At 62.7% G+C, this 14,695-nt stretch carries 10 protein-coding genes; 5 read left to right on the top strand and 5 right to left on the bottom strand.

Going from position 1 to position 14,695, the window contains the following annotated elements; all coding sequences use genetic code 11:
- Positions 1-194 precede the first annotated feature (194 nt).
- Positions 195-3,584, bottom strand: coding sequence for an Ig-like domain-containing protein (locus tag AC1Q6Y_RS07230; protein WP_492624275.1), 3,390 nt, complete (start codon positions 3,582-3,584; stop codon positions 195-197).
- A 475-nt stretch (positions 3,585-4,059) separates the two neighbouring features.
- Between AC1Q6Y_RS07230 and AC1Q6Y_RS07225 the strand changes: the two genes are divergently transcribed.
- Entirely contained in the window at positions 4,060-4,782 is a 723-nt protein-coding gene (locus AC1Q6Y_RS07225; RefSeq protein WP_492624274.1) for a GNAT family N-acetyltransferase, read from the top strand.
- 318 nt (positions 4,783-5,100) lie between these two features.
- Here AC1Q6Y_RS07225 and AC1Q6Y_RS07220 read toward each other — a convergent pair whose 3' ends face one another.
- Together AC1Q6Y_RS07220 and AC1Q6Y_RS07215 are read right to left on the bottom strand one after the other, a co-directional pair.
- Complete coding sequence (locus AC1Q6Y_RS07220; protein ID WP_154862071.1) at positions 5,101-6,231, bottom strand: DmpA family aminopeptidase; 1,131 nt, start codon at positions 6,229-6,231, stop codon at positions 5,101-5,103.
- Between the two features lie 165 nt (positions 6,232-6,396).
- Entirely contained in the window at positions 6,397-7,500 is a 1,104-nt protein-coding gene (locus AC1Q6Y_RS07215) for an extracellular solute-binding protein (RefSeq protein WP_154862070.1), read from the bottom strand.
- Positions 7,501-7,610: 110 nt separating this feature from the next.
- Between AC1Q6Y_RS07215 and AC1Q6Y_RS07210 the strand changes: the two genes are divergently transcribed.
- Positions 7,611-8,384 carry a helix-turn-helix transcriptional regulator gene (locus tag AC1Q6Y_RS07210; protein ID WP_492624273.1) on the top strand — a complete coding sequence of 258 codons (774 nt, stop codon included), beginning with the start codon at positions 7,611-7,613 and terminating at the stop codon, positions 8,382-8,384.
- Between the two features lie 4 nt (positions 8,385-8,388).
- On the opposite strand, the gene AC1Q6Y_RS07205 is transcribed toward AC1Q6Y_RS07210, so the two are convergent.
- Entirely contained in the window at positions 8,389-9,300 is a 912-nt protein-coding gene (locus AC1Q6Y_RS07205; protein WP_218496328.1) for a LysR family transcriptional regulator, read from the bottom strand.
- A gap of 106 nt (positions 9,301-9,406) precedes the next feature.
- On the opposite strand from AC1Q6Y_RS07205, the gene AC1Q6Y_RS07200 reads away from it, so the two are divergent.
- The 3 genes from AC1Q6Y_RS07200 (at position 9,407) to AC1Q6Y_RS07190 (ending at position 13,747) form a co-directional block, all read left to right on the top strand.
- Complete coding sequence (locus AC1Q6Y_RS07200; protein WP_492624272.1) at positions 9,407-11,134, top strand: amidohydrolase; 1,728 nt, start codon at positions 9,407-9,409, stop codon at positions 11,132-11,134.
- A gap of 146 nt (positions 11,135-11,280) precedes the next feature.
- On the top strand, positions 11,281-12,357 hold the full coding sequence (locus tag AC1Q6Y_RS07195; protein WP_492624271.1) for a C45 family autoproteolytic acyltransferase/hydrolase: 1,077 nt from the start codon (positions 11,281-11,283) through the stop codon (positions 12,355-12,357).
- A 37-nt stretch (positions 12,358-12,394) separates the two neighbouring features.
- A complete protein-coding gene (locus tag AC1Q6Y_RS07190) occupies positions 12,395-13,747 on the top strand; it encodes an MFS transporter (protein WP_492624270.1) in 1,353 nt (450 codons plus the stop codon).
- On the opposite strand, the gene AC1Q6Y_RS07185 is transcribed toward AC1Q6Y_RS07190, so the two are convergent.
- Positions 13,725-14,672: a class I SAM-dependent methyltransferase gene (locus AC1Q6Y_RS07185; protein ID WP_492624269.1), complete on the bottom strand. Its 948-nt coding sequence runs from the start codon at positions 14,670-14,672 to the stop codon at positions 13,725-13,727. The genes AC1Q6Y_RS07190 and AC1Q6Y_RS07185 overlap by 23 nt on opposite strands.
- Positions 14,673-14,695 lie beyond the last annotated feature (23 nt).

The following is a 14,695-nucleotide window of genomic DNA, read 5'->3' as shown; positions in this document are numbered from 1 at the left end:
GCTCGACGCAGACCCCCTGTGGGAGCGGGCTTGCCCGCGATGGCGGTGTAACAGTCAATACAAAGGCTGAGATCCATCAGGCACTTTGCGGATAGAGCGGACAGTCAACAAAACCCACCTCGGTCCCACCGCACGCTGCACAAAAGAAAAACGCCCGATCCACATTGCATGGGCCGGGCGTCGATCAATCCGCTCTAGTTCGCCTTTATCGGCACCGTCACGGTTTTGCCGAAGGCCGATTTGATGGTCGCCGTCGGGCTAGGCGAGGGGCCGCTGCCGGCGGTCGTCACCGCTATGTTCCAGCGTGCGCCTGTCGGTGTCAGCGTCAGGACGGCGGCGCCAAGGTTCACCGTACCGGTTGTGGTCGTGGCCGTTGCCGTGATGGTATTGCCCGTGCCACGGGAGGTGGTGCCGGACAGGACCCAATACCAGCGGCTGTTGCTGCGGGCGGTGACGGTGGCGCTGGTGACGATCAGGCTCTCGTTGACCGGTGCCGAGACCGCCACGGACACCGTCGCCGGTGCCGACTCGGCGCCCTTGGCATCGGCGGCCCTATAGGTAAAGGTCGCGGTGAACGGCGCGGGGACCGTGGCCGGTGGTGTGTAGGTCACGCGCAGGCCATCGGTGCTGACCACGCCCTTGCCGGAGTCCGGTTGCTCCAGGCCCACCACTTTGAGTGGCACGTTACCGTCAGGGTCGCTGTCGTTGGCCAGCACGTTGATGATCACCGGTTGGCCGGTGTTACTGATGGCGCTGTCGGCGTTGGCGACCGGTTTTTGGTTATCGGGGTCCTCGACACGTTTATCGCCAGTGCGGAAGGTCGGCAGCGCGGCGGAATTGACGTAGGTGACGCCGTCCCAGCCGGGCAGGGGGGTTGGCATCAACTGGAACTGGCCCGGATTCTCGACATCCCAGCGCAGGAGCATGGAGGTGTCCTCGTGCTGGGTGTTGTGGCAGTGCTCCATGTAGGTCCCGGCGAATTCGCGGAAGCGGATCGCTATCTCCACGTCCACCGAACTGTCGACTTCTTGACCAATCCGATAGACGTCCTTGCGCGCCCATTTTTCCCATTCCGGCGGTGCCTTGCCGTCGCGCTTGAGGACGATGCCTTCTTCAAAGTGCACGTGCACCGGGTGGCTCCAGCCGTTGCCGCCGTTGATGATTTTCCACACTTCCAGGGTGCCGTCGCCGGAGAAGCCGGCAGCGGTCGGGCCGGTGGCCAGTTGCGGAGCGGCGCTGATGATCCGAGGGTCCATCTGGTAGCCGAAACCGCCGTCGGTCTTGATGGTCCAGGGTTCTTCGTCGGTGCCGTCGGAGCGGCCGAAGGTGAACTCGCGATGGCGCGCCGCCTTGAGCGTGGCTTGCACCGTCGGGTCGTCACGGTTGAGGGTCAGCGGGATCATGCTTTTACCCACCGGCTGGCCTGGCTTGGCGGGTTCGTAGTCGGCGGGGTTCATGCTCACGTCCTGGCCGGCATAAGTCTGCACCACCATCTGCATGAACTTGCCCACCACTGGATCGCCGTTCTCCCATTCCAGCCCTTTGCTGCCCAGCTTGAGCACTGCCTTGTACCTGCCGGACAAGACATCGGCCAGGCTCTGCGATGCAACCTCCGGCCCCTTGCCGTCGTGGTGCTCCATCAGGTTGACGAAGTACAGCTTGTCGCCGGTCTTGATCCCGTGTTTCGAGAAGTTGACGATGATGTCGTAACGCTCGGCGATGGCCAGGGTGGGCAGGATGGCGTTGTGGTCCTGCACATCGCCGTCGGCGTCCAGGTCCATGCTGCCGTCGAACGGCACGGCGTGTTCCATGAGATTGCCGTCGTTGGCGATCATATGGAACGGCACGCGGGTATAGGACAGGCCGGAACCTGTCGGGCCGGGGAATTCGCCACCGGTGCCGGCGATCTCACGCACCAGCGCGATCTTGAAGTAGCGCGACACCGAGCCATTGAGAATGCGGAAGCGATAGCTGCGCGCCCGCACGTTCAGGCGTGGCTGGTACTGCCAGTTGACGAGGATCTGGTCGCCGAGAAAACCATCGGTGTTGAACGGGTTGAACCACAGCTGGCCATTGGTATCCCAGGCCTTGTCGGCAATCATCAGGTTGACGTCATAGTCGCGGTTGCCCCAGGGCAATGCCGAACCGCTGGGCAGACGCAGGTTGACGCCGTCTTGCAGCGCTTCGTTGCCACGATCCATGGCGCTGTAGTAGTTCATCATCACCGCATTGCCCTTGTAGACGTTCTGCGCGGTGAAATCGAGCATGTGGTCGTGGAACCAGTGGGTGCTCATGGCTTCGCGCCAGTCGCCACGGATCTTGATGCTGCCGTTGTCGCAGGTCTTGAAGCCCGGCGTGGCATCGTTGACGAACAGGGTTTCACCCGGCGCGCAGGGGAACGCCGCGCGCGGATCCTGAGCGCTGGTGTTGATGGAGTCGTAACCGGCCAACTGGATCGGCCAGCGATAGTCGTAGTACTGCCCCGGAAAGAAAAACGCATTGGAATAGCCGTCGCTTTCGGCCGGGGAGTGGCCGTTGTGTTCGTGGGTGCTGAGGGTGTGCAGGCCGAACCCCATGTTGGCCGACGGATCGATCGGCAGGGCGTTGTAGTGGCGCATCAGCACCGGTTGGCCGTACCGCACCATCAGCAGTTTTGGCGGAAAGGTGCCGTCGAAAGTCCAGAGCGCCTTGTGGTTCTGAATCGGCATGTTGGGGTGAAAGCGGGTGTCGATGCCTTTGGTGGTGCCCGCGATGATCGGGGTGTCCGAGGTCTGGTTGTAGAGCCCGCCCGGCCCGAACTCACCGACGGCGTAGTTGTGCAACTGCCGGCGGTCGCGCATGCCGCCGTTGAGCTTGGCGCCGGCTTGAGCGGTCTTGAAGGCGACCTGTGGGTAGAACTCGTTCCAGCGCTGGTGCGACCAGCCTTTTCCTGGCGGACGACCTTCGGCCGGCGAGCCGACCGGATGGCGGTTGAGGAAGGCTTCGATCTGCGCTTTCCACGGGTTGCGGTCCAGCACGTTGGAATACTGCGCCGGAAACGGGTACAGCCCCGGCTGGCGCATGAAGGCTTCCAGCGCCGCGGCCGAAGGGCCGCTGCGGGCGATGTTGTTCGGGTCCTGCGTGGGCGCAGGGCCGACGATCGGAACCGGGAAAGTCAGGGGCGGTGCCGGCAGTGTCGGGTCGAGTTTTTCCGTGCCGAATTCTTCGAACAGCAGCAGTTGCTGAGTGTACGGCTGGGCCCCGAACAACGGGCTGGGCTTGCCGTTGGTGGGGATTTTGAAGGATGTCTGCAGGGCTGGCGGCAGCACGTTGTCGGTCGTTGGCGTGGTGCGGGTGCCGTACACACCATTGGGCAGGGCGTAGGAGCCCTGGTTGGTGGGAGGCATGGTCTCTATGGCATCCAGCGCGCCCTGGGGGTCGGCCGGCGGGTTGGTATACGCCGACGGATCTGTCGGCGGCGGCGGGCTGACATCGTCGAGCGGTGCTGCATTGACGATGCCGAGGCTGACGTTGATCAGCATCACAGCGGCGATGCCCGGTTTGCTGAAAAAGCCGAGCGATTTGAGGTCAGTTTTGTTTTTCATCTTGTTTCCTCGGGACGCGTCGGTGTGGCTGACGTTTGCAAAAACGCTCGATGCAATAGGTGCGCCAATCGCGGGGAAATTTGGGGGAAACAAAAACCTGTTTGATATCAAAAGGCTGGCGGTTTGGGTTTTGGTCCTGATGGCGCAGTAGGTGGGAATCCTCAACGTTGGGGGCTTTCACCCACCCGTTCTCCCCCGTTCATACCCGAGGTCGGTGTGGTGGTAACCGCTTTCGCGAGCAGGCGAGCTCCCACAGCAGATTGAGGTGTGGGCAATACCGCTGTCCCCTGAAGGAGCGGGCCTGATCGCGAAGAGGCAAGTTCATCCAGCACAATGTGTGCCGGACTCACTGTTGTCGGCCTTGAAAATGATGCGCATGGCTCAAGGAGGGTGGATGTCTGTCCATCACCTTCGGACCGGACGTGCCGGGCGCGCTATGATAGGCGGCCCTTGCCTCCCGGAGCCTGTCACCGCAATGCCCCTGATCAGCCATTTCAAGACCCCGTGCCCCGAGCACATCAATAGCCAGATCCTGCAGATGGTGGTCGACAACCTGACCGACATCAGCATGGTCGCGATCCCGCCCAGCAACCTGCTGTACAACCTCTATCAATACGCGATCGGCTATGAGGTGCACCTGTATCTGGAAGCGCTGAACGGTGAAAAAGGCATTGCCGTGGAGTTGATCGTCGCCACGGACGAAGACGACCCGCAAAAGGTAACGGGCTTTGTGCTGTACCTGCCGGTGCAGGACGACCCCGAGGCCTGCGGCGTGGCGTACATGGCGGTGCAGGCCGAGTATCGGCGCCAGGGCGTGGCCCGGCGGATGCTGCGGGATATGGTCGGTCGCTACCCCCATGCCGAGCTGACGTGCGCGGTGGCCAAGGTGCCGTATTTCGAGGCGATGGGCTTTGAGGTGGTGGGTGTGCGTGCGACCCAGGTGTTGATGAACACTCGCGACCACGCTACCGCTGGCTTGATGGCGCTGCTGGATGTGGCGTCGATCTACAGCTCGCTGGAAGTGCGGCAGATTCATACCTACCTGCTGCAAAAGCATGGCAAGCGGGCCATGACCGACGCGGAAAAACAGCGCGACCGGCATCTGGACCAGTTGACGCGCAAGGCCCAGGCGTTTGTGCGGGGGCGGTTGGGTGACGATGCGGTGCCGGCCGCTGGCCCTCGATTGCGCCTGGTCTGATCGCACTCTCCTGAACCCCCACAAATCCCCCTGTGGGAGCGAGCTTGCTCGCGATAAGGCCGGGTCAGTCGACATTTACTGTGGCTGACCCCACCGCTATCGCGAGCAAGCTCGCTTCCACAATGAACAGTGTTGGTTTTCAGAGGTAAAAAAAGAGCCTCAAAGCTCTTGATGGGGAGGAAGTGGAGCCGTGAGGCTCAAGATGCGCATGAAACAAGTGGTGAGCTTGGTAGGGGTTCAGTTCACTCACCACCTACGCAGCGGCTTGCGCAAGCAAGCGGCTGCGTAAGTTCATCCTAAAAAGACCGAGTGTTTCACTCAAGTACCGCTAGTCGCATCCCCCGGCCAGCCGGCGCGGCGCAACGCCTTGAGCAAGGTTTCGGCATCCAGCCCCTGCACCCCATGCCCGTTGCCTTCGGCGGTGTCGGCGGCGAGCAGGGCATTGATGATGGCTTCTTCCACGGCTTCGGTGGCGGCCAGGAACAACTCGCTGATGTGGTCGTTGTTGACCATGCTCAGGTTGTGGGTGGTCGGTGCTTTCTTGCTCTCGTAGGCAGCCGGTGGCACGTGATCGTTACCGGTGGCGAAGGCGATGAAGATGTCGCCGCTGTGGTCTTCATTGCCGCCGCCGGTGCGGGCCAGGCCGAGGCTGGCGCGCTGGGCCAGGCGTGTGCACTGGTGCGGCAGCAACGGCGCATCGGTGGCCAGGCAGACCACGATCGAACCCATGCCCGGATGGGGCAACGAGGCCTTGAGGAACGGCGAATCGACCTGTTCCATGTAGCGCCCGACCGGGTAGCCATCGACGCGCAACTCATTGCGAATGCCGTGGTTGGCCTGGACAATCGCCCCCACCGTCCAGCCGCCCTGGGCACTGTTCAAGCGGCGCGACGCGGTGCCGATGCCGCCCTTGAATTCGTGGCAGATCATGCCGCTGCCACCGCCGACATTGCCTTCGGCCACCGGACCGCCCGCCGCCGAACGCACAGCCTGGGCCACGTGTTCAGGTTTCACGTGAAAACCGTTGATGTCGTTGAGCAGGCCGTCGAAGGTTTCCAGCACCACTGGCATATTCCAGTAGAGGCGCCCGTCATCCGGCTGCTGCTCGCGGTCGAGCACGATCAGCGCGTCGCGCACCACGCCCAGGCTGTGTGTGTTGGTGAAGGCGATGGGGCTGGTCAGCAAGCCTGCCTCGCGTATCCACTCCAGCCCCGTGGCATCGCCGTTGCCGTTGAGCACATGCACGCCGGCAAAGCAGGGTTGCTGACTGGTGGAACCGGCGCGCGGTTCGATGACGGTGACGCCAGTGAGGATGTCGCGGCCATTGGCCGTGCGGCCTCGTACGTCGCTGTGGCCGACCCGTACGCCGGGGACGTCGGTGATGGCATTGAGCGGGCCGGGTTGCAGTTGGCCGATCGGGATGTTCAGGTCGCGGGCGCGTGGTTTCATGGTTTTTCTCATCTTCGATTCGTGGCAGAAAAAATATTCTTTGGACACCACGGACACTGTGGGAGCGAGCTTGCTCGCGATGGGGTCGCTAAATTCAGCATCCATGGCGACTGATCCACCGCTATCGCGAGCAAGCTCGCTCCCACAGGGTTTTGTGGTGTCCGGTCATTGACCGTTTTTGACCTTGCTCCAGATCCGCGTGCGCACGCGCTCGGTAGCGGGTGGCAGTGGCTGGAGGGTGAACAAGGTGGCCATGGCTTCGGCGGGCGGATAGACGGCCGGGTTGCTGCGGGTCGCTTCGGCCACCAGTGTGGTGGCGCTGCGGTTGCCGTTGGGGTAGTTGAGGTGGTCACTGACCGGGGCGATGACTTCGGCGCGCATCAGGTAGTCGATGAAGGCCATGCCTTGTTCCGGGTGCGGAGCGTCCTTGAGCAGCACCAGGGTATCGAACCATACCGGCGCGCCTTCCTTCGGCAAGCTGTAGGCGATCTTCACGCCGTTGCCAGCCTGCTCGGCGGTGGATTTGGCTTCGAGCATCGCGCCGGACCAGCCCACCGCCACGCAGATGTTGCCGTTGGACAGGTCGCTGATGAACTTCGACGAGTTGAAGTAGGCGATGTGCGGACGCAGTTTCAGCAGCAGCGCTTCGGCCTTCTTGTAGTCCTCGGGGTTGGTGCTGTTGGGCGGCAGGCCGAGGTAGTGCAGGGCAACCGGCAGCATCTCCGACGGCGAGTCGAGCATGGCCACGCCGCACTCGCCGAGTTTCGCCAGGTTCTCCTCCTTGAACACCAGGTCCCAGGAATCCACCGGCGCCTTGTCACCCAGCAGCGCGCGCACTTTGTCGATGTTGTAGCCGATACCGTTGGTGCCCCACAGGTAGGGTACGGCGTACTGGTTGCCCGGATCGTTGTTGGCCAGTTTCGCCAGCAGTTCGGTGTCCATGTTCTTGAAGTCCGGCATCTGCGCACGGGGCAGGGGGGCGAGGGCGCCGGCCTTGATCAGCGTGGGCAAACTGAAGTTGCTGGCCACCACCACGTCGTAGCCGCTGCGGCTGGTGAGCAACTTGCCTTCGAGCACTTCGGCGCTGTCGAAGGTGTCGTAGACCGGTGCAATCCCGGTGTCACGCTTGAAGTCCTGCAGGGTGGTGGGACCGATGTAGTCGTACCAGTTGTACACGTGCACCGTCGGGGCTTCGACCGCAAAAGCCGACAGCGAAACCGCCAGACAGGCACCCAACCCCAGATTGAAATACAAGCGGTGACGACTCATGATGCGGCACTCCTGGCCTGTTGCGGCCGGTGGTAATCAGGAGTTTGCAGCGTATCGACCAGGGTGGCCTTCACCCATTCCCATCATGGGTTACTCAAAAGGGGTAGTGCGTGGACGCGTTGTTGAAAGAGTTGCCGGTGCATCAGGGGCTGGCGCGGGTCTTTACGGCGGTCGGGCAGGACAGTTTCTGGCGTGCGCTGGTCGATACCCTGCGCTTGCTGGTGCCGCTGGATAACGCGCTGGTGGCGCTGATGCGTCCGGGGCATGTGCCGCGCCTGCTGATTGACTTCGATGCCAAGGGCAACAGTGATGAGCAGGAAGAACTGGCGGACTACCGCGCCGGCATGTACCTGCTTGATCCGTTCTATCAAGCCGCTTGCGCCGGCATCGCCGACGGTTTGCACAGCCTTGATTCGGTGGCCCCCGACCAGTTCCAGCACAGTGAGTACTACCTGAGTTACTTCAGCACCGTGGTCGGTGGGGATGAATTGCAGTTCATGGTCAACGTCGATGGCGCCGTGCTCGGCCTGTCCCTGGGGCGTTCGACACGCTTCAGCCTCGAGGAGCAGGGCTGTCTGCTGTGCGTGCGTGACTGGGTGCTGGCGGCGATGCGCCGACACCTGGATTTGCTGCCACTGGAAGGGCCGGTCGCCGAACCACCGGCCGGCGATCTGGCGACCTTGCTCGATCGCTTCGACGCACGCCTGACCCTGCGGGAAATCGAAACCGCGCGCCTGATTCTCCAGGGGTTCTCCAGCAAGGCCATCGCCCAGCAAATGGGCATCTCCCCGGAGACGGTGAAGGTGCATCGGCGCAACCTCTATCACAAGCTCAACGTGAACGGGCATGGCGAGTTGTTTGCACTGGTGTTGCGGCCGCGTTGAACGGTCATGCAGCGGGCTGTTGCCAATGCGCCTTGAGGTATTGGATGAACACTTTCACCTTGCGCGTATTGCGCCGGTGGGCCAGGTACAGCACGTAGACCCACGGCCCGAACGCGCTGGGTTCACGCCAGTACTGGGGCATCAACTCGACCAGCTCACCGCGCGCCAGATAGGGCGCGGCACTCCACTGTGGGATGAACTGCAAGCCCTGGCCATCGAGCAGGCAGGCCAGCAGGAAGTCGTAGTTGTCACTGGCCACCCGTGGCGTCGGCTGTGTCAGGCGTATCCGTTGCTCGCCTTGCTTGACCCACCAGAAATGCCGATTCAGTAGCGGATGGCGGAATATCAGCCAGTCATGCTGCTGATAATTTTCCAGTGAAACATCCTCGCCTTTGCGCGCCAGGTACGTCGGGCTGGCGCACAGCAACATCTGGTTTTCCACTACCGGCTGCGCGATCACCCCGGGCAGGTCGATGGGGCCGTCGCGCAGGGCGAGGTCGTAGCCGCCGTCCACCGGGTCTTCGAAGTTATCGCTCAGGTCCACTTCCAGTTTGACCTGCGGATGCGCGGTCAAAAAGCGACAGCACACCTGATTGAGAAACGCCGGCGCGAACGAGGGCGGGGCGGTGATCCGCAAGTCACCGCGCAGTTCATGTTGCAACTGCTCCACGTCTTCGGTGGCCAGTTGCAGTTGCATCAGCGCCTGGCGTGCACCTTCCAGGTAGATGCGGCCCGCTTCGGTCAGCGCCATGCGCCGGGTGGTGCGGTCGAACAGGCGCGTGCCGAGTTCTTCCTCCAGTTGGGCCACGGCCTTGGTCAGGGCCGAAGGGGTTTTGCCGAGCAGGTCGGCGGCGCGGCTGAAATTACCCTGTTCGGCGGTGGCGACGAACATGGTCAGGGCACTCATTTTGTCCATTTATCTATTCCTGATAGGCACAGAAGTTGTGCGGGAGCAGGCATTCAGTTCCCGATTCGGCTTGGATAGTCTTGGCTGCAGCCCAACAAAAATAAAGAGTCATCCCATGAAACAGATTCTGACCTTGGCCGCGTCACTTGTTCTGGCCTGTTCCTCGATGGAAAGTATGGCCTCTGTCGATCTCATCCTGCACAACGCCCGGGTGTACACCGCCGAACCTGGCGAGCCCTTGCAGCAGGCCATTGCGGTCGAGAACGGCAAGGTCTCGGCGGTGGGTTCCGATGCACAAGTGCTGCGGCTCAAACAGCCGGACACGCGCATCATCGACCTGGGCGGCAAGGTGCTGATGCCAGGGTTTATCGACTCGCACTCGCACACGGTGAAGGGCGGCCTGCAATTGCGTCAGGCCAATCTGGACGGCGAGTTGCTGCCGCTCGATGAGCTGGAAAAGCGCCTGCGTCAATGGCGCGAAGACGGCAAGGCCAAACGCGGTGATGTCCTCAGTGTCGGCGGCTTGCCATCGACTTACTGGAACCGGATCGAGGCGCTTGAGCAGCGCTTCAATCAGGGGGAATGGGCGGATACACCCATTCTCTTTCTGGGCTGGGACCTGCACACGGGGTGGGCCAACCGGGCCATGCTCCAGCGTGCCGGCGTCGATGCCGCGCGGGTCAAGGCGCTGAAGGACGAGGAGCAGGCCACGATAGGGCATCACTCCGATGGGCGTCCGAATGGCTTCCTGGTCGACGCCGGCCTGTATCCGGTGCAGGCCTTGCTAGCAGCCCCGACCACCGAGGAGTTGATGGCGGGCGGGCGCGCAGCACTGGACTACTACAAGAGCCTGGGCATCACTGGCTGGATGGACCCGATCGCCAATGAAATCCCCGGCGGCGATGTGAACAATCAGTCGGTGGGGGTGCTGCCCATCTACAAAGCGCTGGCCGAACGCGGGGAGCTGACCGCTCATGTGGCCGCACTGCTGATGGCGGACTCGAAAGCCACGCCGGCCGATCTCGATGAGCTGGACAAGGTGCGTCAGCAGTTTCTCGGCGTGCCCAACCTGACCCTGCCGGGGATCAAGGTGTTTGCCGACGGCGTGGCGGAAGTTCCGGCACAAAGCGCCGCCATGCTGGAGCCCTACAAGAACTCGAAGAAATCCGGCGAGTTGCTGATCGACCCGGCGCACTTCGGCGAACTTGTCAGCGCCGCCGACGCCCGCGGCTGGCTGGTGCACATCCATGCGATTGGCGACCGCGCAGTGCGTGAGTCGCTCAACGGCATCGAGCAAGCGCGCAAGGACCGGAAAAGCGGGATTGCCCATTCCATCACGCACGTGCAGATGGTCAATCCGAAGGAATTCGCCCGCTTCAAAACCCTCAACGTGATTGCCTCGATGCAGCTGTATTGGGCCATGGCCGATGAGTCGAGCGTGGACCTGGTCAAGCCCTATGTCAGCGCCATGGCCTTCATGTATTCGTACCCGGCCCGCTCACTGCTGAAGAACGGCGCGACCATTGCCGGTGCCAGCGACTGGCCGATCACCACGCCGGATCCGTGGAAGGCGATCTACCAGGCGGTCAGCCGCAAAGGTCCCAAAGGCGTGCTCAACGCTGACGAAGACATCGACCGCCAGACCATGTTCCAGGCCTACACCCTCAACGCCGCCCGCACTTTGCGCCTCGAGGATCAGATCGGGTCGCTCAAGCCGGGCAAACAGGCCGACATGATCGTCCTCGACCGTGATGTCTTCACGGTCAAGCCAGAGGCCCTGCGCGATACCCGGGTGCTGCAGACCTGGTTCGCCGGCCGCGAAATTTTCGCCCGTAAATCCTGACCCCCCCCACAACCCGGAACCTGTAGGAGCGAGCCTGCTCGCGATGACGTCATCACATCCAACATTGATGTCGACTGACCCACCGCTATCGCGAGCAAGCTCGCACCCACAGGCTGAATGCCAACGCAAAAAAAGGACCACCGCTCGTGAAACTGCATTGCTTCGTCACCGACACCCAAAACCCGCAAGTCCGAGGCCAGCAAATTGGCGAAACCTGGGGCGCACAGATCGGCAAGACGGTGGCGCTCTATCTCGATTTTTTCAATCAGGTCGGTGTTACGCCCGAGCAGGTGCGCTCGATCGGCGAAGCCAGCCTGCAAGCACTCACCGACTGGAGCCCAAGCCTGGCCCGGGAGCTGGAGGCCACGGCCGAAGGTGCCGGGATTGCCCTGTGGCAACTGGCGAGCCTGAATGCCCGTACGGAAATTCTTGCGGTGATGCCAGCCTCGCTCGAAGGTGAATGTTCGACGGCGGTGCATGCGCCAGCGGGGGCTGATGCGCCCAGGACCATCCAGACCTGGGACTGGCACGATTCCCTGGTGCCCCACGGCATGCTGTTGCAACTCACGGCCAGCTCCGGACTCACCGTCAAGCTGTTCACCGAGTTCGGCATGCTCGGCAAGATCGGCGTGAACAGCGCAGGCATCGGGCTGCACTTCAACATCCTGCACCACGCCAGTGACAACGCCGTGGCCGGGGTGCCAGTGCATGCGATTGCCCGGCGGATTCTGGAAGAGGCCACCAGCGTAGAAGAGGCGATTGCCCTGGCGCGATCGGCGCGGGTCAGTGCCTCGACGGTGCTGACGGTGTTCTCCCGCAGCGATGCATCGCCACGTGCGGCGAGCATTGAAATGTCCGCCGCCGGCACCGCCGTGGTCCTGCCCGGTGAGGACGGCTGGATCACCCACACCAACCACTTTCTCGACGCGGCACTCAGCCTTGGCGAGCGGACGCCGGACGCTTCGACCACCTACGCACGCCTGGCTCATGTCAACGCAGCGCGGGTCGACATGAGCCATGGCGACTTGAATCGCCGGGCGGCGGCCATGTGCGGTGCCGCCGGCGACGAGGCGCCGATCTGTTTCCATCCGGACCTGAGCATGCCGGCCACCGAGCGCTGGGAAACCCTGCTGACCATCGGCATCGACAGCGAACACGGCGTCCTCGAATACGCTGCCGGCAACCCGATGCAACTGGCCCGCGACGGCTTTCAGCGGTTCTGAACCGGCGTCCTCCATAACAACAAAAAGAGCACTCGATATGGCTAGTAACGGTCATTCCACGGCGGGTTCGCAATCCGCCCTCAGAACCTTCTTCGTCTCCGGCATGGGTACCGCGCTGGAGTTCTATGACTTCGTCATCTACGGCACGGCGGCGGCGCTGGTATTTCCCAAGGTGTTCTTTCCGCAGATGGACCCACTCACCGCCACGTTGTTTGCCTTCGCGGCCTTTGGCGCGGGCTTTTTTGCCCGTCCGTTGGGCGGCATGATCTTCGGGCACTACGGTGACAAGATCGGCCGGCAGAAAATGCTGGTGATCACCCTGTTGCTGATGGGCCTGAGCACCTTTTTGATCGGCTGTCTGCCGGGCTATTCGTCGATAGGCCTGGCAGCACCGGCACTCCTGGTGCTGCTGCGGTTGATACAAGGCTTCGCCGCTGGCGGCGAGTGGGGCGGGGCGGCGCTGTTCGGCATCGAATCGGCACCACCCGGTCGACGAGGACTGTGGGGCAGTTTCACCAGCATGGGCATCGGCATCGGTGGCATCCTGGGGGCGGCGGTGTTCGGCATCGTCAGTGTCGCCTCGAACGATAACCTTGCCGATTTCGCCTGGCGCATCCCGTTCTGGCTCGGTGGTGTGCTGGTGTTGATCGGGCTCTATGCGCGGCTGCAAAAACCGGTGGCACAGCCAGTCGAACACAAAACGCAGGCACGCATTCCCTTGGTCGCGGCACTGCGGGCACGCCCGAAGGAAATGCTGCTGTGCACCGGGATCGCGTTTGGCTACGTGACCATCGCCTACATCGGCAGCACGTTCTTTTTGTCGTATGCCACCCAACTCGGCTACAGCAGCACGGACGCGCTGATCTTCGACTTTTCGTTGTCGGTGGCCATCGTGGTGACAGCTCCGCTGTTTGCCCTGCTGTCCGACCGGGTCGGCCGACGCAAAGTCATGATCCTCGGCGCAATCATCATGGCCATCGGGTTCTTTGCCTTCTTCCCGTTGGTCGGCATGAAAAGCCTGTGGGTATCGACCCTGGCGTACATCGCGGTCGGTGCATTCATGGGGGCGACCCAGGGGCCGATTCCAGCCTTTCTCGCAGAGCAGTTCCCCCGGGATATGCGCTATTCGGGGATGTCCGCCGCCTACCAGATCGGCGCTGCTCTGGGCGGCGGTACGGCGTCGAGCGTGGCCACGGCGATCCTGATTGCCACCAACCACAATGCAGTCGGGGTTGCAGTGTATGGCTCGGTGGCGCTGGCGATCGTGGCGGTTTGCTCGTTCTTCCTGAGGGAAACGGCACACTTGAGCATGGCGCAGATTGATGAAGTGTCGAGGGATGAGGGCGTGCTGCCCGCAGCAACGACGGTCAGTCGGTCAGGCGCTGCTTGAACACCAACGCCTTCAACCCACACTCGACATCCGCATCCGGAAACTCCGGCGGGTTCTCCAGCCGTTGTTCGAACCGCAGGCTTGGCGCTTCGCGGGTCACGCCGTCGATCAGGAAGTCGGCACCGAACGCCGGGTCGTTCATGCACGCCAGCACGGTACCCTGGGGGCTGAGCAATTCCGGCAATCGGCGCAACACTCGCTGGTAGTCCTTGGTCAGCAAAAAGCTGCCTTTCTGGAACGACGGCGGGTCGATGATCACCAGGTCGTACGGGCCTTTGCCGATCACCTTGCCCCAGGACTTGAACAGGTCGTGGCCGAGGAAACCGACCTTGCTCATGTCGTGGCCGTTGAGCCGGTGGTTGTCACGGCCACGGTTCAAGGCCGGGCTCGACATGTCGAGGTTGACCACGAGGCTCGCGCCGCCTTCGATGGCCGCCACCGAAAAACCGCAGGTGTAGGCGAACAGGTTCAACACCCGCTTGCCCTCGGCATTGGCCCGCACCCAGTCGCGACCGTAGCGCATGTCGAGGAACAGCCCGGTGTTCTGTTTGCGGCCCAGGTCCACCCGGTACTTCAGGCCACCCTCGGTGATGGTCATTTCCTCGATGACGTCCCCCAGCAGCCACTCGGTGGTGCTTTGCAGCAGGTAGCGATGTTGCAGCAACAGGGTGTGGGCGCCGGACTGGGCCCATTGCGCTGACTCGGTGATCGCCATCAGCAACTGCTTCAGGTCTTCCAGCTGCGCCGCTTCCGGTTCCTTGAACAGCGCCACGAGCACGACGCCCTGCAACCAGTCCACGGTCACTTGCTCCAGCCCTGGCCAGCAGCGGCCACGGCCGTGGAACAGGCGGCGGGTTTCGGTGGGGGCTGCCGCGAGGGCGGTCAGCAGGTGCTGGTTGAGAGTGGCGAGGGCTTCAGGGTTCATCGGGTCGGTTCGGTGGCGTGAAA

This window comes from Pseudomonas sp. GW823-FHT06E10 (assembly GCF_058794995.1).
Note: the sequence above shows the minus strand (reverse complement) of the source record. Positions and strands in the feature narration are given on the sequence as shown.

What these genes read in the sequence shown, in the direction of transcription:
- AC1Q6Y_RS07185 (WP_492624269.1), bottom strand. Translation starts at nt 14,672, where the DNA reads ATGAACCCTGAAGCCCTCGCCACTCTCAACCAGCACCTGCTGACCGCC.
- AC1Q6Y_RS07190 (WP_492624270.1), top strand. Translation starts at nt 12,395, where the DNA reads ATGGCTAGTAACGGTCATTCCACGGCGGGTTCGCAATCCGCCCTCAGA.
- AC1Q6Y_RS07230 (WP_492624275.1), bottom strand. Translation starts at nt 3,584, where the DNA reads ATGAAAAACAAAACTGACCTCAAATCGCTCGGCTTTTTCAGCAAACCG.
- AC1Q6Y_RS07215 (WP_154862070.1), bottom strand. Translation starts at nt 7,500, where the DNA reads ATGAGTCGTCACCGCTTGTATTTCAATCTGGGGTTGGGTGCCTGTCTG.
- AC1Q6Y_RS07220 (WP_154862071.1), bottom strand. Translation starts at nt 6,231, where the DNA reads ATGAAACCACGCGCCCGCGACCTGAACATCCCGATCGGCCAACTGCAA.
- AC1Q6Y_RS07200 (WP_492624272.1), top strand. Translation starts at nt 9,407, where the DNA reads ATGAAACAGATTCTGACCTTGGCCGCGTCACTTGTTCTGGCCTGTTCC.
- AC1Q6Y_RS07205 (WP_218496328.1), bottom strand. Translation starts at nt 9,300, where the DNA reads ATGGACAAAATGAGTGCCCTGACCATGTTCGTCGCCACCGCCGAACAG.
- AC1Q6Y_RS07225 (WP_492624274.1), top strand. Translation starts at nt 4,060, where the DNA reads ATGCCCCTGATCAGCCATTTCAAGACCCCGTGCCCCGAGCACATCAAT.